A 21462-nucleotide genomic window follows, 5' to 3' on the forward strand; every position below is an offset into this window, starting at 1 on the left:
TCGTGGTCGGGGTCGGCCTTCGGCAGGGCGGTGCCGAGGCGCCGCAGCACCCGGGTGAGAGCCGCCTCCAGCCAGTCCGGGCGGGCCAGGAAGCCGGTGCCCGCCGACCGCTGGTGGCGCCAGACGCCCAGGCAGGCGGCGCCGACCAGGATCAGCGCGTAGCGCTCGGCGAGGGCGTGGCCGCGCGGGTCGCCGAGCGCGGAGCGGCCGTCCCGGTCGAGCCCCGCGCAGCCGTCCCGGAGCAGGGCGAGTTCCCCCGCGAGCAGCCGGACGAGTTCGGCGGGCCGGTCGCTCCCGGGGCCCGGGGCGTCGGCGGCGAGCGCCAGTGAGGCGGCCAGCGGGTCGCCGCCGGCCGCCGGGCTGAGCCGGCCGAGATCCAGCGGGGGCAGCCCGTCGGCCTCCAGCCGGAACAGGCCGTCGACGGGCGCGGCGGCGGGCGAGAACCACACGGTGCGGGCGAGGCGCGGCAGTTGGGGGATCACCGTGGCCCGGCAGGCCGCCGAGCCGGCCGCGCCGAGCCCGATCATCGGCAGGTCGCGCACGTTCTTGCGGAAGGCGGCGTAAGCGCCGTTCCGCGCGTGGAAGTCGGCGCCCAGCAGGGTCGACAGCTCGTAGGAGGTGTCGGTGAGCAGTTGCGGCAGCAGGTACTTGACGGCCGCCGCGTACAGTCCGGCGTCCTCCGGGACCAGATGGACCGCGCGTGTCGCCACCAGTGCCAGGCAGTCGCACAGCAGCAGGTCGACGAAGGCGCCGGTCAGGGTGGACCTGGCGTGCGAGAGGCGCTGCGGGCCGGTGACGTCGTCGGCGGCGTCGCCCACCACGCCGCGGTCCACGGCGCAGGCGACCGCTGTGCGCAGTGCGGTGTCCGCGCAGCCGAGGGCCGCGGAGGGGCCGACGCCGCGCGTCACGGAGAAGATCCGCAGGACGAGTTCCAGTCCGCGTCCGGGCTCGCCGACCAGCGCGTCGGCCGGCACCGGACAGTCGGCGAACTCGATCCCCGCCACCTGACAGCCGCGGATGCCCGAGGTCCGGTGCCGGGGAAGCGGGGTGACGCCGCCCGCGGGCAGCGCGTCCCGTTCCACCAGCAGCGCGGAGTGGCTGTGCCGGCCGGTGCCGGTGCGGGCGAACAGGACCAGGGCGGCGGCCCGTTCGACGTTGTTGAGCGCCTCCTTGCGTCCGCTGAGCCGGAAACCGTCGGCTCCGTCGCCGGCGGTGGCGGTGGCGGTCAGCTCGTTGGACAGGAAGCTGCTGCCGGCCGCCAGCTCCGGGTACGCGGAGACGAGATGACGTCCGGTGAGCAACAGGCGGGCCACCGTCCGCCGCTGCTCCGGGCTGCCGGCCGCCCAGACCACCACCGCGGCCTGGAAGCTGGTGATGCCGTGGCCGAGGCCGAGGGCGGCGTCACGCCGGAAGACCACCCGGGCCACCCGGGCGAGGCTGTCGAGCCCGGTCAGCCGGCCGCCGAGGTCGCGGGGTACGAACTCGGCGTTCAGACCGTACCGTTCGAGCAGCCGCTCGGCCGCCGCCAGGGGTTTCCCGCGGGTGTCGGCGGCGACGAACGCGGAGGCGCCGACCGGGTTGTCCGCGTCGGCGGGATTCCCGAATCCGCGCTCCAGCTCGGCGACCCGTCGCCGTACCTCCTGCTCCCGCTCGCCCACGGCTGCTCTCTCCCGTCTTCAGGGACGGCCCGGTCGGCCGACCGCCGCCACCGGGCCGGAGGCCACGGCGTGCAGCGGCTTGATCCGGCCGCTGAGGAACAGCTGGCGCATCGCGGTGCGCCGCAGCTTGCCGCTGGTGGTGCGCCGTACGGTGCCGGGCCTCACCAGGAGCACGTGCTGCACGGCGATGCCGAACTCCTCGGCCACGCAGCTCCGTACGGTGTCGGCCAGCGCGGGCAGTTCCTCGGCCCCGCCGCGCGTGCTGGTCCGCACCTCCTGCACCACGACGACCTGGTCCTGCTCCTCCCCCACCGCGAAGGCGGCCCCCGATCCGAACAGCACGCTGAGCCTCTGCACCTGCTGCTCGATGTCCTGGGGGTAGAGGTTGCGCCCGGCGACGACCAGCACCTCCTTGAGCCGGCCGGCGACGAACAGCTCGCCGTCGTCGAGGAAGCCCATGTCGCCGGTTCGCAGATAGCCGCGCTCCTCGGGGCCGGTCCCGGCCGGGGCGGCCCGGAAGAGCTCGGCGCTCTCCAGGGGGCGGTTCCAGTACCCGCCGGCCACGCTGCTGCCGCGCAGCCAGATCTCGCCGACCTCGCCCTCCGGCAGGGGGCACAGCGTCTCCGGGTGGACGATCAGCGCCTCCACCTCGTCGATCACCGGGCCGACCGGCACGAAGGTGCGGGACGGCCGTCCGGGCACGGTCGGCTCGATCCGGTTGTCGGCCAGGGCGGCGGCGTCCACGGTGCGCCGGGCCGGACGTGGGCCGGTGCCGCCGGCCGCCACCAGCAGGGTGGCCTCGGCCAGGCCGTATCCGGGGCGCAGGGCCTCCGGGCGCAGGCCCGCCGGGGCGAACCGCGCGGCGAAGGCGTCCAGGGTGTCGGCCCGGACGGACTCGGCGCCGCTGACGGCCGTCTCCCAGCGCGTGAGATCGAGTTCGGCCGCCTGCTGATCGGTGACCCGCTCGACACAGAGCCGGTAGGCGAAGTCGGGCGCGCCGGAGACCGTGACGCCGTACCGGTCGATCATCTGCAGCCAGCGGAGCGGCCGCAGGGCGAAGGCGCGCGGCGGCATCAGCACGGTCGAGGCGCCGAGGAACAGCGGGTGCAGCAACTGGCCGATCAGGCCCATGTCGTGGTGGAACGGCAGCCAGCCGCCGAACCGGGAGTCCTCGCGGGTGCCGAGGACGCGCTGGATGGCCCCCTGGTTGGCGAGCAGCTGGGCGTGGCTGACCACGACGCCCTTGGGCCGGCTGACCGAGCCGGAGGTGTACTGCAGCAACGCCGGCTGGTCGGGCGGGACGACGGGGCGTTCCCAGGCGTCCGGGTCGCCCAGGTGCGGGCGGTCGGTCGCCAGGCACGGGATGTGCGACTGGCCGGCCGCCGCGAGCAGCTGGGAGACCGCCGGCGCGTGCTGGGTGTCGGTCAGCACGAGCGCGGCGGCGGCGTCTTTCAGGATGCCGACCAGCCGTTCGACCGACTGCCGGGTGCCGCTCGGGGCGGGTGCGGGAACGGGAATCGCCCCGGCGTACAGGCAGCCCAGGAAGGCGGGCAGGAAACCGGCGTTGTCGCCGTGGCAGAGCACCACCGGCGACCCGGCCGGCCGGTGCTCCCGGAGCCGGGAGGCGATCCCCTTCGCCGTGCGGTCCAGCCGGCCGTAGGTGACCATGACGTCGTCGCCGTCCCCGGTGAGGCGGTACGCCTCGCGGTCCGCCAGCTCCGCGCCCCGGCGAAGCAGCAGGTCGGTGAAATCAGCAGCTCTGGCCACCACAACTCCTCTACGTCCGGTCTCCCTGCACCAGTCGAGCGTGTGTGCCATCGCTCAAGCGCGGCTCGAAGTCCGGGGGACCGGGTCCGCTCCGTTCACCAGCCCTTCAGCCGGGACAGCAGGCGCACCCGGCGCAGCTGCCGCGACAACCGCCGTTCGGCCTCGCTGAGCGGGCGGTCGACGACGACCTTCTCGGGGTGGGCCGCCCCGGGCGGGCGGCCCGCCTCTGCCTCGTTCTGGGGGCTCAGCAGCTGGGCCAGGACCGGAGCGGGCGGCATGAAGCCGTACATCACCCCGAGGATCGCGAGCTGCCGCAGGAAGCCGGCCAGGGAGCGCTCGGTGGCGGGCGACATGGTTCCTCCTCCTTGTACGTGGCTGATGGGGGCCCGGACGGAACTGCGACAGCCTCGCACCAGGCGCTCAAGTCGAACTCAGGCCGCGCGCTGCCAGCTCAGCGGAGAGCGGTACTCCGCCGGGCGCGGGCCCGGCAGGCGCGTGGGTTCGGACGGCGGGCCGGCGGCGGCGAGGCGGGCGGCCAGTACGGCGGTGAGCGCGGCGAGTTCCTCGGCGGTGGGTGTGCCGCGTTCGATGCGGAGGTCGAACATCGTCGGGTGTCTCCTCACATGGGCTGGTTGCCGTGTTTGCGGCTGGGCAGCTCCGCGTGTTTGGCACGGAGCATGGCGAGTCCGGCGGCCAGGACGGCACGGGTCTCGGCGGGGTCGATGACGTCGTCGACGAGACCGCGCTCGGCCCCGTAGTACGGGTGCATCAGCTCGCTCCGGTACTCCTTGATCCGCTGGGCCCGCATCGACTCGGGATCCTCCGCCGCGGCGATCTCGCGCCGGAAGATCACGTTCGCCGCGCCCTCGGCTCCCATGACGGCGATCTCGTTGGTCGGCCAGGCGTACGCCAGGTCCGCGCCGATCGAGCGCGAGTCCATCACGATGTAGGCGCCGCCGTAGGCCTTGCGCAGGATCAGCGAGATGCGCGGGACGGTCGCGGCGCAGTAGGCGTACAGCAGTTTGGCGCCGTGCCGGATGATGCCGCCGTGCTCCTGGTCGACGCCCGGCAGGAAGCCCGGCACGTCAAGCAGCGTCACCAGCGGGATGTTGAACGCGTCGCAGGTCTGGACGAAGCGCGCGGCCTTGTCCGAGGCGTCGATGTCAAGCACGCCCGCCAGTGACTGCGGCTGGTTGGCGATCAGGCCGGTCACCTGGCCGTCGATCCGTGCGAGGGCGCAGATGACGTTGGTCGCCCAGTGTTCGCCGACCTCCAGGTACTCTCCGTCGTCGACGATCTCCTCGATCACCGCGCGCATGTCGTACGGGCGGTTGCCGTCGGCGGGCACCAGGTCGAGCAGCACGTCGTTGCGGCGCTCGACGGGGTCGCCGGCCGGCTGCGCCGGGGGCGCCTCCCGGTTGTTCTGCGGCAGCAGCGACAGCAGATAGCGCACCTCCTCGATGCAGGACTGCTCGTCGTCGTGGACGAAGTGGGACACTCCGGAGACCGAGGAGTGGACGTCGGCGCCGCCGAGCCCGTTCTGGGAGATCTTCTCGCCGGTCACCGCCTGGACGACGTCAGGACCGGTGATGAACATCTGCGAGGTCTCGCGGACCATGAACACGAAGTCGGTCAGCGCCGGGCTGTAGGCGGCGCCGCCCGCGCACGGGCCGAGCATGACGGAGATCTGCGGGATCACCCCGGAGGCCCGGCTGTTGCGCTGGAAGATGCCGCCGTAGCCGGCCAGGGCGGTGACGCCCTCCTGGATGCGGGCGCCGGCGCCGTCGTTCAGGGAGACCAGCGGCGCGCCGGCCGCGATGGCCATGTCCATGATCTTGTGGATCTTCTGGGCGTGCGCCTCGCCGAGCGCGCCGCCGAAGATCCGGAAGTCGTGCGCGTACACGAACACCGTCCGCCCGTGCACGGTGCCCCAGCCGACGATCACGCCGTCGGTGTAGGGCCGTTTCGTCTCCAGGCCGAAGCCCTGCGCGCGGTGCCGGCGCAGCGGCTCGACCTCGTGGAAGGAACCCTCGTCCAGGAGCAGTGCGATGCGCTCGCGCGCGGTCAGCTTGCCCTTGGCGTGTTGCGCCTCGGTGGCCTTGTCATCGGGACCCCGCAGGATCCGCTCCCGGATCTCGTGCAGCTCGGCGACCCGTTCCCGTGCGGTCATGGCATCCTCCTCCGCGCGACGGCTGCGGTCACGCTGGGAGAGGCACCTCGGAGCAGGCTGGAGATCGGGTCGACACGCGCCCGGCGGGCCCGGCGGGGTCGGACACACACGGGGCGCGCAGCTTGGCATCCGGCCGGAGCCGGCCGGTAGTGCGGGGCTCCCGGCTCTCGCTATGACTTTTTCACGGAGCGCCCGTGAGAGCGGCACTGGTCAAGGATCGCTCGGATTTCGTTTACTCCTTGCCTGAACACGGCTCCAGCGTCCATCGACTCGCGGCCGGATCCGGCCGGATCAACGGAGGAAGAGCATGTCCATCGACAAGGACTGGCGTTTCGCAGAGCTGATCGTCCGCGCCTGGACCGACCCGGCCCTGCGCCGCCGCTACGAACAGAACCCGTACCAGGTGCTGGCCGAGGCGGGCATCCGGCCGCTGCCCGGGGAGAGCGCGCCCGCGCTGCCGCTGGCCGAGGAACTCGACGTGGTCGTGGACCGCTTCGAACTGCTGCCCGCCGACGCCCCGGCGGCCGGTGCCTGCCTGAGCATCTGCGACGTCGAGACCGCCCCCGCCGGCCGCGGCGCGGAGGCCCTGACGATATGACCGGCCGCAGGAGGAACGAGCGGGCGCCACTGATCGGTTTCAAGCGCCACCTGCGGTTGGAGGTGATCGCGGGGGACGCCGTCTACCTGATGTCGGAGCACGGGGTCACCGCGGTCCGCGGCCCCCATCTCGCGGCCCTCGCGCCGCTGCTGGACGGCACGCGTGACCTCGCCGGCCTGCTGGAGGCCGCGGCGCCCGTCGTTCCCCCTGCGCGGGTCGCGCAGATCGTGGGGCAGCTGACCCGCTGCGGTCTGCTCGGCCACCGCCCGCCCCAGGAGAGCGGCGCCGAGGACCCCGCGGCCCGCGCGTACTGGGACCTCGCCGGCACCGAGGCCCCGGACGGGACCGGTACGGTGCGCATCGTCACCGTCGGCGACCTGGACGCCTCCGGGCCGGCCGCCGCGTGCCGTCGCGCCGGGGTCACCGTCACCGAGTCCGGCGCTCCCGCCACCCTCGACCTGGTCCTCTGTGCCGACTACCTCGACCCGCGGCTGGCCGCCGTGGACGCGGCCCGCCGCGCCGACGGCCGCCCGTGGCTGCTCGCCAAGCCGTGCGGCACCACGCTGTGGGTGGGCCCGGTGTTCCGGCCCGGCACGGAGGCCGGCGCCTGCTGGAACTGCCTGGCCCACCGGCTGCGCGCCCACCGCTGCGCCGAGGCGCCGGTCCGCGTGGCGCACTCCGGGGCCGCCGTGGACGTGCCGCACGCCGGGCTTCCGGCCACCCTCGCGCTCGGCGCCCAGATCGCCGCCCTGGAGTGCGTCAAGTGGCTGGCGGGACACCGCGGCGCGGAGCACGACCGCGTGGTCACCCTCGACACGCTGAACCTGACCAGCCGGTCGCACCCGCTCGCCCGGCGGCCGCAGTGCCCCGAGTGCGGGGACCCCTCCCTGATGGCCCGCCAGGCGGCCCGGCCGGTCGTCCTGACCGGCCGCCACCGCACCGTGAACACCTCGGGAGGCCACCGCGCGCTGTCCGCGCAGGAGATGCTGGACCGGTACGGCCACCTGGTCGACCCGGTGACCGGCGTCGTGAAGGAGATCCGCCGCGACCGGCGCGGTCCCGAGCTGCTCAACGTCTACCGGGCCGGACACAACCTGGCTCTGACGCCCCGCCACATGACCGAACTGAACGCCGCGCTGCGTCAGGAGAGTTCGGGCAAGGGCAGGACGGCACTGGACGCCCGGGTCGGCGCGCTGTGCGAGGCGCTGGAGCGGATCAGCGGCCGGTGGCAGGGCGACGAGTCCGTCGTACGGGGCACGCTGCGCACGCTCGGACCGGACGCCGTGCACCCTGACGCCTGCCAGCTCTGGCACGAGCGGCAGATCGCCGAGCGCGCCCGGTGGAACGCCGGAGGCCACCCGTTCCACCAGGTGGCCGAGGCGTTCGACCCGGACGCGGAGCTGGACTGGTCGCCGGTCTGGTCGCTCACCCGGGAACGGCACGTGCTGCTGCCGGCCGCGCTGCTCTACTACCACGTCCCCGACGCGGCCGGCCGTCGGATGGTCCGCGCCGACTCCAACGGCTGCGCGGCCGGCAGCTCGCTGGAGGACGCGGCCCTGCAGGGTCTCCTCGAACTCGTCGAACGCGACGCCGTCGCCCTGTGGTGGTACAACCGCACCCGCCAGCCGGGCGTCGACCTGACCGCCTTCGACGACCACTGGACCGACGAGGTGCTCCGGGCGCACCGGGAACTCCACCGCGAGGTCTGGGCGCTGGACCTCACCTCGGACCTCGGCGTGCCGGTGTTCGCCGCGCTGTCCCGGCGCACCGACCGGGGCGCCGGCGCCCCCGAGGACATCGTCTTCGGTTTCGGCGCCCACCTTGACCCGGCGATCGCCCTCTCCCGGGCGGTCACCGAACTGAACCAGATGCTCCCGCCGGTGCTCGACTCCCGCCCGGACGGCACCGGGTACGCCTGTGCCGACCCGGTCGCCCTGCGCTGGTGGCGCACCGCCGCCCGGGACGCGATGCCCTACCTCGCCCCCGATCCCGGCGTCCCCGCTCGCACCCCGCTCGACTACGCCTTGAGCGGTGTCGGAGGCGTGCTCGAGGAGTTCCAGAGCCTGCGCCGAACCATCGAGAGCAAGGGGTTGGAGGTGTGCATACTGGATCAGACCCGTCCCGACCTGGGCCTGCCCGTGGTGCGGACCCTGGTTCCCGGTCTGCGGCACTTCTGGCCCCGGTTCGCCCCGGGGAGGCTCTTCGACGTCCCGGTGTCCCTCGGCAGACTGCCCGAGCCGACGCCGTACGAGGGGCTGAACCCGATACCGCTTTTCGTCTGAGCAGTGCCGAGCCGCGTAACGCCGAGCCCGAGCAGGAGCGATGGTGCCACCCGTGCAACCCCGGGGCAGTTCAGCGCCCACCCCCTCGATCGAACTGTGGTCACTGCGGGAGGAGACCCTGCTGGAGGAACTCCCGGAGGGTTCCGCCCTGGTGCTGCACTCCCGCTGGGGCGACCTGCGCATCCCGCGCCCGGGAACCGTGCTCACCGAGACGCTGCGCCGCATGCTGCTCGGCCCCGTCCAGCTGGACAACGTGCCCGGCGTCGACGAACTCGCCGCCCGGCTGCGCCTGTTGCACGCGCTGCGGCAGCTGACCGGACTCGTCGTACGCTCCGTCGGCGCGCCGGACGGCGAGCGGCCACTGCTGTCCGTGGTGCCGACGGTCACCGGCGCCCGGCTCGATCCGGTGCCGGTGCCGGCCGGGCGGATGATGCGGCTGTCGCGGTTCGCCGCGCTGCGTTCGAGCGGCCACGACATGGTGCTCGAGTCGCCGCTGTCGCAGTTCCGCGTCGTCTTCGCACGGCCCGAGGCGGGCTGGCTGATCAGCTCGCTCAGCCGGCCCGTCACCCTCGAACGGGCCGCCGCGCGGACGCCGTTGGCCGCGCCGGTGGTCGGAGCGCTCGTCTCCCACCTCGTCGCCACCGGCATGGTGGAGGTCGCGGAACAGCCCACGGCGCCCCACGGCGCCGTCTTCCCCGAGGACCACGACCCCGCGCTGCTCCCGTGGTCCGCCGACGACCTGCGCTTCCACTGGAGCAGCCGCCCCGGCGGCCGCGACGGCGACTTCGGGGCCACGTACCCTCTGCGGGGCCGCCAGGAAGAGCCGCCCCGGCTCAAGCAGCCGCCGGCCGGGCCGCGGATCAAGCTGCCCGGGCCGGGCCCCGGCGTCCCCGACTGGGACACGTCCCTGACCGAGGTCCTGGAGCGGCGGCGTTCGGTTCGCGACCACGGCGCCACTGACCTGACGCTCCACCAGCTCGGGGAGATCCTGCACCGCTCCCTGCGCGTCCGGGAACCGTCCGGGCCCGCCGCCCCGCACGAGCCGGCGAGCCGCCCGTACCCGAGCGGCGGCGCGCGCTACGAGCTGGAGTGCTATCTGACCGTGGGCCGGTGCGCCGGCCTCGAACCCGGCGTCTACTACTACGACCCGCTCGACCACGCGCTGATCCGGCTGCCCGCCCGCGAGCAGCTGGCCACCGCACTCCTCGACGAGGCGCAGGCCGGCACGGGCATGAGTGCCCGGCCGGCACTGCTGCTCACCCTGACCGCCAGGTTCGCCCGGGTCTCCTGGAAGTACAGTGGGCTCGCGTACGCGTTGACGCTGAAGCACGTCGGCGTGGTGCAGCAGACCCTGTACCTGCTGGCGACCGGCATGGGTCTGGCACCGTGCGCCCTGGGCACCGGCACCACCCAGCTGTCGGCGGAGGCGTTCGGGCTGGACTGGCGGGAGGAGTCGGCGGTCGGCGAGTTCATCCTCGGAAGTCTCCCGGAGGAACGTGAAGTGTCCTCAAAGGAGTGACCAACAACCGTCACACCACGCATAGTTGGCTGCAACGTCAAGGCACGGCACTACCATCGGCCGTTGCCCCCGCCCGGTGTGACCAGAGGGAGAGCCATGACAGACCGTCCCATGGAAAGCCCAGTCAGGCACGAACCCGGAGTCCTCGTCCTCGGCATCGAGGCTCCGGCGCCACGGTTCGCCCTGGTCGTGGTCTGGACGGTCATCGCCGCGTTCCTGACGATGCAGATCGTCGACATCCTCAATCAGGGCCTCACCGCGGTCACCATCGCCTGCAGCGTCACCGTGCTGCCCGCGATCCTCGGGCTCCAGCTGATCCACACCCTCCCCCGGTTCCGCCGGCTGCGTGCCAGATACGGACGGTGGACGCTGCTCGGGCAGGCGCTGCTCACGGTCGTGCCCGTGCTGTTACTCGGCGGGCCGTGGGGCGGGATGGGCGGCTTCACCGGCGCGTCCATGCTGATCCTGCTGCCCCGCCGGGTGGCGGTCCCGGCGTTCGGCGCGCTGATCGTGGCCATCGGCGTGGGCACCGCCCACAGCGGCCAGGGCACCGTCGTCGACGTTCCGTACATGATGATGTCGACGCTGGTCACCGGCATCATCGTGTACAGCCTCACCCTGCTGTCCGACCTCACGCTTGCCGTGCACGAGGCACAGGAGGACATCACCCGCGTCGCCGTCATCAAGGAGCGGCTGCGGTTCGCCCGGGACCTGCACGACCTGCTGGGCTTCACGCTGTCGGCGATCACACTGAAGAGCGAGCTGGCCCACACCATGGTCAACCGCTCGCCCGAGCGGGCCAGGGCGGAGCTGGAGAGCATCGTCGAGCTGTCGCGTCAGGCCCTGCGGGACGTCCGTGAGGTGGCCCGGAGCTACCGTTCGATGTCGCTCATGACGGAGCTGTCCTCGGCCCGCTCCGTGCTGTCGGCGGCCGGCATAGACGCCCATCTGCGGGCGGACTTCGGCCGGTTGTCGGGGAGCGCCGACACCGTGCTCGCGACGGTGCTGCGTGAGGGCGTCACCAACGTGATACGGCACAGCAAGGCTTCCCGCTGCACCATCGAGGCGGTCGCCCAGGAAGGCGTGATCAGCCTGCACCTGGCGAACGACGGCGTGCCGCCGCGGCTGCGCGAGCTGGGCCGGGGCCGCCCGCTGCAGCTCGCCCGGGACACCGGCGGCCTGTCCAACCTCGCCCTGCGGCTCTCCGAGGTCGGCGGCACCTTCTCCGCCGAGGTGCGCGAGGACGGCTGGTTCCACCTGGAGGCCTCGGCCCCGGCGGACGCCCACGAGGCACCGGCGCCGGACGCGGACGCCGCCGACGACGAACGTCTGGTGGGGTGAGCACGGGGGGCCTGCGCCGGGACCGCGCCCGGCCGGCGGACACCATCCGGTCGAGCCGCCCGGACTTCCTGAGCCCGGCGCGACCGGGACGAGCGCCCCTGGGGTGTCCTGCCGGTCGGACGGGGCCCGCGACGCCCGCCCTGACCGGCAGGACACCCCGAGACACCCCCTAGAGCCAGCCGGCCTCGCGCGCGATCCGTACCGCGTCCAGCCGGTTGCGGGCGTTCAGCTTGACCGAGGTCGAGGTGAGGTAGTTCCGTACGGTGCCCACGGAGAGATAGAGCCGGCCCGCGATCTCCGCGACCTCGGCGCCGTCCGCCGCCAGCCGCAGCACCTCCGTCTCCCGCTCGGTCAGCGGACTGTCCCCGCTGTCCCACGCGGCCACCATGAGATCCGGGTCCACGACCCGTTCGCCCTGCGCCACCCTGCGTATGGCCTGGGCGAGCTGTCTCGGCGGCGCGTCCTTCAGGATGAACCCGCGCGCCCCGGCGCGCAGCGCCCGCCGGAACGTTCCCGGCCGGCCGAGGCTGGTGAGGATCAGCGTCCGGCACTCCGGCAGCACGTCGCGCAGCTGGGCCGCCGCGGTGAGACCGTCCATGCCGGCCAGATCGATGTCGAGGACCGCGACGTCCGGCCGCTGCTCCAGGGCCGTGGGGACGATGTCGTCGCCGTTCGCCAGCTCCGCGATGACGTCGATGTCCTCTTCCAACTCGAGGAGCGCCACCAGGGCGCCTCGCACCATGTGCATGTCCTCGGCAAGCAACACCCGGATGATCAACGTAAGTTCCCCCAAGCCACGCTCGATCGCGAGGGCAGATGTTACCCCGGCTCCCGGTCCCGCCCACGCTCCGGACGGGCCCCTCGACAAGAGTCCACACCTGGGGACGGGGTTCCCGAGCGAGCCGCTGTCGCTGCTCCGTGTGTGCGGCGTTCGTGAATCGTAAGAACCGTTTCGCCGATTCCCGCTCGGCTGGTTCCTACAGTGGCCGGACATACCGGTGCGGAAGAGGTGGGTCGGGTGAGGGTCGGTCGGGGTGGGCTGCGCGCCGAGGTGGGTGTCGTCGGCGGTTCGGGGCTCTACGCGCTGTTGGACGACGCGGTCGAGGTGCGGGTGGAGACGCCGTACGGGGAGCCGAGCGACGTGCTGTTCGTGGGTGAGGTGGCCGGCCGCCCGGTGGCCTTCCTGCCGCGGCACGGGCGCGGGCACCGGCTGCCGCCGCATCGGATCAACTACCGGGCGAACCTGTGGGCCCTGCACTCGCTGGGGGTGCGCCAGGTGCTCGCTCCCTGCGCGGTGGGCGGGCTGCTTCCCCGGTACGGTCCGGGCACGCTGCTGGTTCCCGACCAGTTCGTCGACCGGACCTCCGGGCGGGTGCAGACCTTCTTCGACGGCCTGCCGCTGCCGGACGGCACGGTGCCCGAGGTGGTGCACGTGTCGATGGCGGATCCGTACTGCCCGCGGGGGCGGACGGCCGCCCTGGAGGCCGCCGGGGCGGCGGCGTGGGAGCCGGTCGACGGCGGGACCCTGGTGGTGATCGAGGGTCCGCGTTTCTCCACCCGCGCCGAGTCTCGCTGGTTCGCCGCCAACGGCTGGTCGGTGGTCGGTATGACGGGTCACCCGGAGGCCGTTCTGGCCCGCGAACTCGGACTCTGCTACTCCGCCTTGGCCCTGGTGACCGATCTCGACGCGGGAGCGGTCACCGGAGAGGGTGTCACGCACGCCGAGGTGCTCAAGGTCTTCGCCCGCAACGTCGAGCGGCTGCGCACCGTGTTGCTGAAGGCGATCGGACTGCTGCCCGTCGTCCGTGACTGCCCGTGCGGGCACGCGCTGGACGGTCTCGTGACCGGTCTGCCCGGAGTGCCGGGCGACTGATCCGGCGGGCGTGGGACCGGAGATGACGAAATTCTGACGGAGTGGCGTCAGCCCTGGTCGTGAGCTGCGAAAGCTGTTCGTATCGGGGGCATGGACAGCACAGTGGAACACCCCCACGGCACCCCCGTGGGCCGCCGGGTCGTGCTCGGTCTGCTCGGGCTGGGCGCCGCCGGAGTCGCGGCAGGGCCCTACCTCCAGCAGGCCCAGAACACCATCGCCGCCAAGGATCCGACCGGGCTGACCGGGCTGCTGCCGGGCGGCGACGGCTTCCGGTACTACTCCGTGGTCTCCTCGGTGCCGGCCCGCACCGAGCGGACCTACGCCCTGACCGTGGACGGCCTGGTCGAGCGCCCGGCCCGCCACCGCCTGGCCGACCTGAGGGCGATGCCCCAGCGCCGGATCGTGCGGGACGTGCAGTGTGTGACCGGCTGGCGGGTACCGGACACACCGTTCGAGGGCGTTCCGCTCAGGCACCTGCTGGACGCGGCGGGCGTGCGGGCGGAAGCCGGGGCGGTGCGGTTCACCTGCTTCGACGGCACGTACACCGAGAGCCTGACGCTCGCGCAGGCGCGTCGCGACGACGTACTGGTGGCGCTGCGGATGGCGGACGCCCCGATCTCCCACACCCACGGCGGGCCGGTGCGGCTGTACGTGGCGCCGATGTACTTCTACAAGTCGGCGAAGTGGCTGTCGGGCATCACCGTCACCTCGGCGGTGCGGCCGGGTTACTGGGAGCGGTACGGCTACGACGTCGACGCCTGGGTCGGCCGGTCGAACGGGCGGGACGATGCGCCGACCGCCTGAACCCGACCGTCTGCTCCGCTTCGCGCGCCCGGTGCGCTGGGTGCACCGCACCACCGCGGCCCTGCTGCTGACCTGCCTGACCACCGCCGCCTGCCTGTACGTGACGCCCCTGGCCGAACTGGTCGGGCGCCGCCGGCTGGTCGTGACCGTGCACGTGTGGTGCGGTCTGGCGCTGCCGGTGCCCCTGCTGTTCGGTCTGGCCTTCCGGGCGCTGCGCGCGGACGCGGCCCGGCTCAGCCGGTTCACCCCTCTCGACCGGGCGTGGCTGCGGGCGGTGCGCACCCGTGGCCCGCACCGCCCGGCGGGGAAGTTCAACGCCGGGCAGAAGCTCTACGCGCAGTGGACGCTCGGATCGATGCTGGTGATCCTCGGCACGGGAGTGCTGATGTGGCTCACCCACCTCGCGCCGGTGTCGTTGCGGACCGGTGCGTCGTTCGTCCACGACTGGCTCGCCGTGGCCATCGCCGCGGTGACGGCCGGACACGTCCGGATGGCGGCGCGGGATCCGGAGGCCCGGCTCGGGATGCGAACCGGGCTGGTGGACCGCGGTTGGGCCGAACGGGAGCACCCGCAGTGGAGGCACGAGGCTCCGGATCCGGCGTCAGTCCTTACGGAACGGTGACGGGCGGACGTCGCGCGGCGTGACGCGGGCCCGGGTCCTCTAGCGTGGCGGTATGCGGGTATTGGTCACCGGCGGAGCCGGTTTCATCGGTACGCAGATCGTCGACGCGCTGCTCGCGCGCGGCCACGACGTCGTCTCCTACGACGCCCTGCTGCCGTCGGCGCATTCCGGTCCGCCTCGCGCGCCGCGCGCCGGGGAGGAGCTGGTGATCGCGGACGTGCGGGACGACGCGGCCGTCGCTCAGGCCCTTCGGGGCGTGGACGCGGTGTGCCACCAGGCGGCGATGGTGGGCCTGGGGAAGGACTTCGCGGACGCGCCCGCGTACGTCGGCTGCAACGACCTGGGGACGGCGGTGCTGCTGGCCGCGATGGCCGGGGCCGGGGTACGGGAGCTGGTCCTGGCCGGGTCGATGGTGGTCTACGGCGAGGGCCGCTACGAGTGCGGCCCGCACGGTGTGGTGCGGCCGGTCCCGCGGAAGGAGGCCGATCTGGCGGCGGGCGTCTTCGAGCCCGGCTGCCCGCTGTGCGGGGCCGCGCTGACACCGGGGCTGGTGACCGAGGACGCGCCGGCCGACCCGCGCAACGTGTACGCGGCGACGAAGCTCGCGCAGGAACACCTCAGCGCGTCCTGGGCCCGCGCGACGGGCGGCCGGGCGGTGTCCCTGCGCTACCACAACGTCTACGGGCCCGGCATGCCGCGGGACACGCCGTACGCCGGGGTGGCTTCGCTGTTCCGGTCCGCGCTGGCCCGCGGCGAGGCCCCGCGCGTCTTCGAGGACGGCGGTCAGCTGCGGGACTTCGTCCACGTCCGGGACGTGGCCCAGGCGGCGGCGACGGCCCTGGAGGCCGCGAACGCCCTGGGCGCGGGCTCGTTCACCGCGTACAACACCGGCAGCGGTGACCCCCGTACGGTCGGCGACATGGCCTGGGCCCTCGCCCGTGCGTACGGCGGGCCGCTGCCGGTCACCACCGGCGAGTACCGGCTGGGGGACGTGCGGCACGTGACGGCGGACTCGGCCCGGCTGCGCCGGGACCTCGGCTGGAAGCCGCAGGTCGGCTTCGACGCCGGGATGCGGGAGTTCGCACACGCCGAGCTGCGTCAGGGCGGTTCACCGGCACCGGCCCGGGGCCGCGTCAGCCCGGCGCGGCGGGCAGGGTGACCTCGAAGCGGCAGCCGCCCGGGACGTTGCGGACCTCGGCGCGGCCCGCGTGGGCCTCGACGATGCCGCGGACGATGGCGAGGCCGAGCCCGGCCCCGGCCGGCGGGGTGCGGGCGGCCGTGCCGCGCCAGCCGGTGTCGAAGACGCGGGGCAGGTCCTCGTCGGCGATGCCGCCGCAGCCGTCGGTGACGGACAGGACGACGGCTTCCGCGCGCCGTTCGGCCGCCACCGCGACCGTGCCGTCGGCCGGTGTGTGGCGGATGGCGTTGACGAGCAGGTTCGCGAGGACCCGGGTCATCTCCTTGCCGTCCACCTCGACGGGGACCGCGTCGACCTCCTCCCCCACCAGCCGCACCCCGTGCTCGCGGGCGAGCGGGTCGGCGCCGCTCAGGGCGTCGCCGACGAGGTCGTAGACGGACATGCGGCTCGGGCTGATGGTGAGCGCGCCGGCGTGGATGCGGGAGAGTTCGAAGAGGTCGGTGACCATGGTCGTCAGGCGCTCGACCTCGGTGCGGATCTGCCGGTGGTAGCGGGCGGGGTCGGCGGCCATGCCGTCCTCCAGGGCCTCCGCCATGGCCCGCAGCCCGGCCAGCGGGGTGCGCAGGTCGTGGGAGATCCAGGCGACGAGTTCCCGGCGGGATGCCTCCAGCGAGCGCTCGCGGCGCCGGGAGGCGTCGAGTTTCGCGCTGGTGGCGGCCAGTTCCCGGGTGAGCGCGGCGAGTTCGGCGGTGGCCGCGCCGTCCGGGGCCGCGAAACTGCCTCCGTCGCCGAAGTCGCGGGCGGCGCGGGCGAGCGCGCGGCTGCGGGCCACCACCCAGCGGCCCAGGACCAGGGCGGTGCCGAGCGAGACGAGGGCCGCCATGGCCACGACGACGGTCACGACCCACAGGTCGTGCGCGGACAGGAACATCGCCTGGGCGACGGCGAGCGTCCCGGCGAGCATCGCGGTCACGGTGACGGCCGCGACCACCGTGAGGGAGACGGCGACCGAGCGGCGCCGTACGAGGCGGAGGACCAGGGCTCCGGCGAGACCGGCGCAGACGGCTCCCGCCAGTGCGAAGCCCGCGATCAGCAGGACGTCCTTCATGCCGCTCCCCCGTCCGTTTCCGTTCCGTCCTGCTCGGGCTCGGGCTGGAATCGGTAGCCGACGCCCCAGACCGTCCGGATGAGCCGGGGGTGCGCCGGGTCGTCCTCGATCTTGGCGCGCAGCCGCCGTACGTGGACCGTGACCGTGGACAGATCGCCGAAGTCCCAGCCCCATACCCGCCGCATCAGCTCCTCTCTGGAGTGTGCCGTGCCGGGATGCTCCAGGAGGTATGCGAGCAGGTCGAACTCCCTCAGGGTGAGGGCGAGTTCGCGGCCGGCGCGGGTGGCTCTCCGGGTGGCCGGGTCGACGGTGAGACCGGCGGCGCTCAGGACCGGCCGCGGGGCCGACTGCCCGGCGGCGGCGCGACTGCGGCGCAGGACGGACTCGACGCGCAGCACCAGCTCGCGCGGGCTGAACGGCTTGGTGACGTAGTCGTCCGCGCCGACCTCCAGTCCGGTGATCCGGTCCTCCTCGTCGCCGCGCGCCGTCAGCATGATCACCGGAACGGGCCCGGTGTCGCGCAGCCTGCGGCACACCTCCAGGCCGTCGAGGCCCGGCAGCATGAGGTCGAGGACCACGAGGTCCGGCCACCGCTCCCGGGCCCGCAGCAGGGCGTCGGGGCCGTCGGCCGCGTGCTCCACGGCGAACCCGGACCGGTCGAGGTATCCGGTCACCACCTCGGCCACGGTCGGGTCGTCGTCGACCACCAGGATCCGGGCCGCGGGCCTGGGGGCGCTGTACTCGCTCATGCCGCACAGCGTCGCATCCGCCCCGCCGCGGGTCACCGCCACCCGGGGGTACGGGGGCCGACGTCCGCGTTTCGTAAGGACTTCCGCGCCCTCGATCCGCGGCGCGCTTCCTACGGTGGGAGCCGTGACACTCATCACCGTAGACGTCGTCCTTCCCTGTCTCGACGAGGCCGCGGCCCTGCCCTGGGTGCTCTCCCGCATCCCGGCCGGCTGGCGGGCGATCGTCGTCGACAACGGTTCCACCGACGGCTCCGCCGACATCGCGGCCCGGCTGGGCGCCACCGTCGTGGCCGAGCCGCGGCGTGGCTTCGGGGCCGCCTGCCACGCCGGGCTGCTCGCCTCCGACGCCGAGTTCGTCTGCTTCTGCGACTGCGACGCCTCCCTCGACCCCGGTCTCCTGCCCGGACTCGTCGGCGCGGTGGCCGACGGCTCCGCCGACCTGCTGCTCGGCCGCCGGCGCCCCACCGCGCGCGGCGCCTGGCCGGTCCACGCCCGGGCCGGCAACCTGGCGCTGTCCCGGCTGCTGCGCCGCCGTACCGGGCTGCGGCTGCACGACCTCGGCCCGCTGCGGGCCGCCCGCCGCGAGGCGCTCCTCGGACTCGGGCTCTCCGACCGGCGCAGCGGCTACCCGCTCCAGATGGTCGTCCGGGCGGCCGACGCGGGCTGGCGGGTGCGCGAGGTCGACGTGCCGTATCTGCCCCGGGCCGGCCGGTCGAAGGTCACCGGCACCTGGCGGGGCACCTGGCAGGCGGTCCACGACATGCGCAAGGTGCTCGACGAGCCCGCGCCGGCGGCCGGGGTCCGCCCGTGACCACCCTCCTCGTCATCGCGAAGCAGCCCCGGCCGGGCCGGGTGAAGACGCGGCTCACTCCCCCGTTCACCCCTGAGGAGGCCGCCGCGCTCGCCGAGGCGGCGCTCGCCGACACGCTGGCCGCGGCCGTCCGCGTGCCGGCGGACCGGCACGTCCTCGTGCTCGACGGGCAGCCCGGCCCCTGGCTGCCGCCGGGATTCCACGTCGTTCCCCAGGCGGCGGGCGGGCTCGACGCACGGCTCGCGGCGGCGTTCGCGGCCTGTGACGGGCCGGCGCTGCTCATCGGCATGGACACCCCGCAGGTCACGCCCTCGCTGCTGGCCCCGGCCCTGCGCTGGGACACGTACGGCGCCTGGTTCGGTCCGGCCGCCGACGGCGGCTTCTGGGCCCTCGGGCTGGCCTCGCCCGACCCCGCGCTCCTGCTCGGTGTGCCCATGTCCCGGCCGGACACCGGCGCCGTCCAGTACGCGCGGCTGCGGGCGGCCGGGCTGCGCGTCGGCCGGCTGCCGGTCCTGCGGGACGTGGACACCGCGCCCGACGCCCGGCAGGTGGCGTACGGCGCACCGGCGACCCGCTTCGCCGCCCGGTACGCCGAGTTGACCACCACGGCGGCGGGAGCACGACGTTGACCACCACGGCGGCGGGAGCACGACGTTGACCACCACGATCCCGGGAGCGGGCCGTCGACCACGACGACAGCGGGAGCAGGCCGTCGACCAGCCCGATCGCGGGAGCGGGCCGTTGAGCACCGCGACGGCATGGCGGGCGGATCCGTACACCGACGCGCTGCGCACCGGTCGGGGTCCCCTCTTCCTGCGCCGGCACGACGGCTGGCTGCTGCCCCTGGAGGTCGAGCGCTGGTGCGAGGCGCCCGACCGCGCCGACCGCTCCGTACTCGACCGCTGTCACGGCACGGTCCTCGACATCGGCTGCGGACCGGGACGGCTCGTCGCCGCACTCGCCGCCGAGGGCCGTCGGGCGCTCGGCATCGACATCAGCCCGGCGGCGGTCGCCCGCACGGCACGGCTCGGGGCGGCGGCCCTGTGCCGGTCGGTCTTCGATCCGCTGCCCGCCGAAGGAGGCTGGGACACGGCGCTGCTGATCGACGGCAACATAGGAATCGGCGGCGACCCGGCCGCCCTGCTGCGCAGACTGTGCCAGGTCGTGTCGCCTTCCGGGCGCGTCATCGCGGAATGTGCCGCCGCCGACGTCGACGAGTGCTGCGAGGTGCGCGTCGACGACGGCCGGGGCGGACGCGGGACGCCGTTCCTCTGGGCCCGGGTGGGCACCCGCGCCCTGGCCGGGCACGCGCGGAGCGCGGGCTGGGCGGTCCACGAACAGTGGGCCGTGGAGGGGCGCCCGTTCCTGTCGCTCGCGCCTCAGTCGTCCTCGGCGGGACTCCGCTGAGGGCGAGCCCGCCATCGCCGTACGAGGTACAGCAGCCCCGCCGCCACGGCCACGCCCGCCAGCACGATCGCGAGGTTCCGCCCGTACGGCAGGGGCAGCGCCGACGGGTTGGGCGGGGCGCCCGGGCGTACGAGCAGCGGGAGCGTCACCAGAACCACCGTCCCCGCCACGAGCAGCGCCCCGCGCGACAGGCCGCGCTGACGTCGTCCCACGAGCAGCAGCCCGATGCCGAACACCAGCGGGGCGAGGATCCCGTCGTGCAGCACGACCGCGCCGGCCAGCCACACCAGCACCCCGAGCGGATCCGGCCCGGCCGCCACCAGCCGGGCCCCGAGGCCGATCAGGACGAGACCGAGCCCGCCGACCGCGTACCGCAGCACCCGCGTCGTCCTCACAGCACCTCCAGCCGGTGCACCCACTTGGTCTGCAGCACCCCGGGCCGGCCGGGGGCGATGATCCGGGCCGGGAAGCCGTGGTCGAGCGTGAGCGGCCGGCCGTTGAGGCTCAGGGCGAGCAGGGTGAGCGGATCGTCCGCGTACTCCGCGCCCATCTCCATCACCCGGTAGGCACCGCTCACCTCCAACGACGTCACCCGCAGCGCGGCCCGGCCGGGCCGCCCGCCGGCCCGTTCGACCAGGTCCCGGATCCGTACCCCGCCCCAGTCGGCGTCGACGCTCCAGCCTTCGACGCACGCGATCGGCAGGCGTGCGCGGGTGTGGGGCAGCGCGTGCAGGGCGTCGAGCGTGAGCAGGTACGGGCGAGGTCCGTCGACCCGGAGACGCCATCCCGCCAGGCTGCGCGCCGTCACGCCGGCCGCGGTGGCGGTCCGGTTGACAGGCAGCCCCTGCGGTCCGTGGTCGGGGTGCCGGGGCGCGAGCAGGTCGAGCGCCTTGAGGGGGGTGAAGGACTGGCCGACCGTCGTCAGCGTGACCACGCCGACGGCTCCGCCCGTGGCGAGGAGCAGCGAGCGGCGGTCGACGGCGTCCTCGGCCGGCAGGGCGCGTGTCCCCGCCGAGTTCCTGCCCCAGTGGTCCCTGATCTCCGGCGCCTTGACCGCGATGTGCAGCAGGATCGCGCCGGTGACCAGCCAGGCGACGGCGAAGTGGACGGGGACGAAGGAGAAGGGCCACGGGTACCACTCGACGATGTTGAGGAGCCCGGTGAACACCTCGAAGACGGCGGCCGCCACCAGGACCGCGACGGACAGCCGCTCCAGCGCGTGCCGCACGGACCGGACCGGCGGCCACTCGAACAGCCGGGGATACACCGCCCACAGCTTGACGAGCAGCAGCACGACGGCCGCGAGTCCGGTGGCGACGTGCAGGCCCTGGGTGAGCGCGTAGCCCCACACCGGCCGGGCGGGCAGCCAGTCGGCGAGCCAGTCCGGCGGGTGCTGGAGGTAGTGGCTCACGAGGCCGGTCGCGAAGCAGACCGCGAAGGCCGCACCGAGCCACCGGCCGACGACCGTCGCGGTCCTGGCGTCGTGCAGGCGGCCGGTGAAGGCGGGCAGGCGGACGGCCGAAGGCCGGAACGCGGAGCGCGGCGGACGGGGCGGGCCTGACCAGCGCGGCGGGCGCGGGAGGCGGGGCGGCCTGGGTGTGCGGGGACTCATACC

21 protein-coding genes are annotated in these 21462 nt (G+C 74.1%); 11 read left to right on the forward strand and 10 right to left on the reverse strand.

From position 1 onward, the window contains the following. The 5 genes from ACWEV0_RS30065 to ACWEV0_RS30085 form a co-directional block, all read right to left on the reverse strand. On the reverse strand, positions 1 to 1658 hold a 1658-nt coding region (locus tag ACWEV0_RS30065), incomplete at its 3' end, for an acyl-CoA dehydrogenase (protein WP_453152808.1). Positions 1659 to 1676: 18 nt separating this feature from the next. After that, positions 1677 to 3425, reverse strand: a complete 1749-nt coding sequence (locus ACWEV0_RS30070) for a fatty acyl-AMP ligase (RefSeq protein ID WP_453152809.1) — start codon at positions 3423 to 3425, stop codon at positions 1677 to 1679. 95 nt (positions 3426 to 3520) lie between these two features. Continuing rightward, a complete protein-coding gene (locus ACWEV0_RS30075) occupies positions 3521 to 3778 on the reverse strand; it encodes a DUF6059 family protein (protein WP_453152810.1) in 258 nt (85 codons plus the stop codon). Positions 3779 to 3856: 78 nt separating this feature from the next. After that, the gene (locus ACWEV0_RS30080) at positions 3857 to 4030 is read right to left on the reverse strand and encodes an acyl-CoA carboxylase epsilon subunit (protein WP_453152811.1); all 174 of its coding nucleotides are present in this window, start codon (positions 4028 to 4030) and stop codon (positions 3857 to 3859) included. Positions 4031 to 4044: 14 nt separating this feature from the next. Then, the gene (locus ACWEV0_RS30085) at positions 4045 to 5595 is read right to left on the reverse strand and encodes an acyl-CoA carboxylase subunit beta (protein ID WP_453152812.1); all 1551 of its coding nucleotides are present in this window, start codon (positions 5593 to 5595) and stop codon (positions 4045 to 4047) included. A 307-nt stretch (positions 5596 to 5902) separates the two neighbouring features. Between ACWEV0_RS30085 and ACWEV0_RS30090 the strand changes: the two genes are divergently transcribed. The 4 genes from ACWEV0_RS30090 (at position 5903) to ACWEV0_RS30105 (ending at position 11335) form a co-directional block, all read left to right on the forward strand. Further along, positions 5903 to 6193, forward strand: coding sequence for a hypothetical protein (locus tag ACWEV0_RS30090; RefSeq protein WP_453152813.1), 291 nt, complete (start codon positions 5903 to 5905; stop codon positions 6191 to 6193). Continuing rightward, positions 6190 to 8475: a TOMM precursor leader peptide-binding protein gene (locus ACWEV0_RS30095; RefSeq protein WP_453152814.1), complete on the forward strand. Its 2286-nt coding sequence runs from the start codon at positions 6190 to 6192 to the stop codon at positions 8473 to 8475. The genes ACWEV0_RS30090 and ACWEV0_RS30095 overlap by 4 nt, the downstream gene beginning before the upstream one ends. Before the next feature lie 40 nt (positions 8476 to 8515). Then, the gene (locus ACWEV0_RS30100) at positions 8516 to 9994 is read left to right on the forward strand and encodes a SagB/ThcOx family dehydrogenase (protein ID WP_453152815.1); all 1479 of its coding nucleotides are present in this window, start codon (positions 8516 to 8518) and stop codon (positions 9992 to 9994) included. Positions 9995 to 10105: 111 nt separating this feature from the next. Further along, complete coding sequence (locus ACWEV0_RS30105; protein ID WP_453152816.1) at positions 10106 to 11335, forward strand: sensor histidine kinase; 1230 nt, start codon at positions 10106 to 10108, stop codon at positions 11333 to 11335. Positions 11336 to 11504: 169 nt separating this feature from the next. On the opposite strand, the gene ACWEV0_RS30110 is transcribed toward ACWEV0_RS30105, so the two are convergent. Next, a complete protein-coding gene (locus ACWEV0_RS30110) occupies positions 11505 to 12113 on the reverse strand; it encodes a response regulator (RefSeq protein ID WP_453152817.1) in 609 nt (202 codons plus the stop codon). A 240-nt stretch (positions 12114 to 12353) separates the two neighbouring features. Here ACWEV0_RS30110 and ACWEV0_RS30115 point away from each other — a divergent pair, with 240 nt between their 5' ends. From ACWEV0_RS30115 to ACWEV0_RS30130, 4 genes are all read left to right on the forward strand, one after another. Then, positions 12354 to 13208 carry an S-methyl-5'-thioadenosine phosphorylase gene (locus ACWEV0_RS30115; RefSeq protein WP_453152819.1) on the forward strand — a complete coding sequence of 285 codons (855 nt, stop codon included), beginning with the start codon at positions 12354 to 12356 and terminating at the stop codon, positions 13206 to 13208. A gap of 90 nt (positions 13209 to 13298) precedes the next feature. Next, on the forward strand, positions 13299 to 14012 hold the full coding sequence (locus ACWEV0_RS30120) for a molybdopterin-dependent oxidoreductase (RefSeq protein ID WP_453152820.1): 714 nt from the start codon (positions 13299 to 13301) through the stop codon (positions 14010 to 14012). Then, on the forward strand, positions 13996 to 14634 hold the full coding sequence (locus ACWEV0_RS30125) for a cytochrome b/b6 domain-containing protein (protein WP_453152821.1): 639 nt from the start codon (positions 13996 to 13998) through the stop codon (positions 14632 to 14634). The genes ACWEV0_RS30120 and ACWEV0_RS30125 overlap by 17 nt, the downstream gene beginning before the upstream one ends. A gap of 52 nt (positions 14635 to 14686) precedes the next feature. Then, a complete protein-coding gene (locus ACWEV0_RS30130; RefSeq protein WP_453152822.1) occupies positions 14687 to 15793 on the forward strand; it encodes an NAD-dependent epimerase/dehydratase family protein in 1107 nt (368 codons plus the stop codon). Here ACWEV0_RS30130 and ACWEV0_RS30135 read toward each other — a convergent pair. Together ACWEV0_RS30135 and ACWEV0_RS30140 are read right to left on the reverse strand one after the other, a co-directional pair. Continuing rightward, complete coding sequence (locus ACWEV0_RS30135) at positions 15768 to 16880, reverse strand: sensor histidine kinase (protein WP_453152823.1); 1113 nt, start codon at positions 16878 to 16880, stop codon at positions 15768 to 15770. The genes ACWEV0_RS30130 and ACWEV0_RS30135 overlap by 26 nt on opposite strands. Next, positions 16877 to 17629, reverse strand: coding sequence for a response regulator transcription factor (locus tag ACWEV0_RS30140; protein ID WP_453152825.1), 753 nt, complete (start codon positions 17627 to 17629; stop codon positions 16877 to 16879). The genes ACWEV0_RS30135 and ACWEV0_RS30140 overlap by 4 nt, the downstream gene beginning before the upstream one ends. A gap of 124 nt (positions 17630 to 17753) precedes the next feature. Between ACWEV0_RS30140 and ACWEV0_RS30145 the strand changes: the two genes are divergently transcribed. The 3 genes from ACWEV0_RS30145 to ACWEV0_RS30155 all read left to right on the forward strand — a co-directional run bounded on the left by ACWEV0_RS30145 (position 17754) and on the right by ACWEV0_RS30155 (position 19847). Further along, the gene (locus ACWEV0_RS30145; protein ID WP_453152826.1) at positions 17754 to 18440 is read left to right on the forward strand and encodes a glycosyltransferase family 2 protein; all 687 of its coding nucleotides are present in this window, start codon (positions 17754 to 17756) and stop codon (positions 18438 to 18440) included. After that, the gene (locus tag ACWEV0_RS30150) at positions 18437 to 19069 is read left to right on the forward strand and encodes a TIGR04282 family arsenosugar biosynthesis glycosyltransferase (protein WP_453152828.1); all 633 of its coding nucleotides are present in this window, start codon (positions 18437 to 18439) and stop codon (positions 19067 to 19069) included. Before ACWEV0_RS30145 ends, ACWEV0_RS30150 begins: the two co-directional genes overlap by 4 nt. Before the next feature lie 112 nt (positions 19070 to 19181). Beyond that, positions 19182 to 19847 (forward strand): class I SAM-dependent methyltransferase, encoded by a 666-nt coding sequence (locus ACWEV0_RS30155; protein ID WP_453152829.1) that lies wholly within the window; start codon positions 19182 to 19184, stop codon positions 19845 to 19847. Here ACWEV0_RS30155 and ACWEV0_RS30160 read toward each other — a convergent pair. Together ACWEV0_RS30160 and ACWEV0_RS30165 are read right to left on the reverse strand one after the other, a co-directional pair. Beyond that, entirely contained in the window at positions 19820 to 20242 is a 423-nt protein-coding gene (locus ACWEV0_RS30160) for a hypothetical protein (RefSeq protein ID WP_453152830.1), read from the reverse strand. The genes ACWEV0_RS30155 and ACWEV0_RS30160 overlap by 28 nt on opposite strands. Beyond that, positions 20239 to 21459, reverse strand: coding sequence for a molybdopterin-dependent oxidoreductase (locus ACWEV0_RS30165; protein ID WP_453152831.1), 1221 nt, complete (start codon positions 21457 to 21459; stop codon positions 20239 to 20241). The genes ACWEV0_RS30160 and ACWEV0_RS30165 overlap by 4 nt, the downstream gene beginning before the upstream one ends. Positions 21460 to 21462: the final 3 nt, after the last annotated feature.

This window comes from Streptomyces sp. NPDC003943, assembly GCF_053605265.1.

What these genes read in the sequence shown, in the direction of transcription:
- ACWEV0_RS30075 (WP_453152810.1), bottom strand. Translation starts at nt 3,778, where the DNA reads ATGTCGCCCGCCACCGAGCGCTCCCTGGCCGGCTTCCTGCGGCAGCTC.
- ACWEV0_RS30080 (WP_453152811.1), bottom strand. Translation starts at nt 4,030, where the DNA reads ATGTTCGACCTCCGCATCGAACGCGGCACACCCACCGCCGAGGAACTC.
- ACWEV0_RS30085 (WP_453152812.1), bottom strand. Translation starts at nt 5,595, where the DNA reads ATGACCGCACGGGAACGGGTCGCCGAGCTGCACGAGATCCGGGAGCGG.
- ACWEV0_RS30090 (WP_453152813.1), top strand. Translation starts at nt 5,903, where the DNA reads ATGTCCATCGACAAGGACTGGCGTTTCGCAGAGCTGATCGTCCGCGCC.
- ACWEV0_RS30095 (WP_453152814.1), top strand. Translation starts at nt 6,190, where the DNA reads ATGACCGGCCGCAGGAGGAACGAGCGGGCGCCACTGATCGGTTTCAAG.
- ACWEV0_RS30100 (WP_453152815.1), top strand. Translation starts at nt 8,516, where the DNA reads ATGGTGCCACCCGTGCAACCCCGGGGCAGTTCAGCGCCCACCCCCTCG.
- ACWEV0_RS30105 (WP_453152816.1), top strand. Translation starts at nt 10,106, where the DNA reads ATGGAAAGCCCAGTCAGGCACGAACCCGGAGTCCTCGTCCTCGGCATC.
- ACWEV0_RS30120 (WP_453152820.1), top strand. Translation starts at nt 13,299, where the DNA reads ATGGACAGCACAGTGGAACACCCCCACGGCACCCCCGTGGGCCGCCGG.
- ACWEV0_RS30125 (WP_453152821.1), top strand. Translation starts at nt 13,996, where the DNA reads ATGCGCCGACCGCCTGAACCCGACCGTCTGCTCCGCTTCGCGCGCCCG.
- ACWEV0_RS30130 (WP_453152822.1), top strand. Translation starts at nt 14,687, where the DNA reads ATGCGGGTATTGGTCACCGGCGGAGCCGGTTTCATCGGTACGCAGATC.
- ACWEV0_RS30135 (WP_453152823.1), bottom strand. Translation starts at nt 16,880, where the DNA reads ATGAAGGACGTCCTGCTGATCGCGGGCTTCGCACTGGCGGGAGCCGTC.
- ACWEV0_RS30140 (WP_453152825.1), bottom strand. Translation starts at nt 17,629, where the DNA reads ATGAGCGAGTACAGCGCCCCCAGGCCCGCGGCCCGGATCCTGGTGGTC.
- ACWEV0_RS30165 (WP_453152831.1), bottom strand. Translation starts at nt 21,459, where the DNA reads ATGAGTCCCCGCACACCCAGGCCGCCCCGCCTCCCGCGCCCGCCGCGC.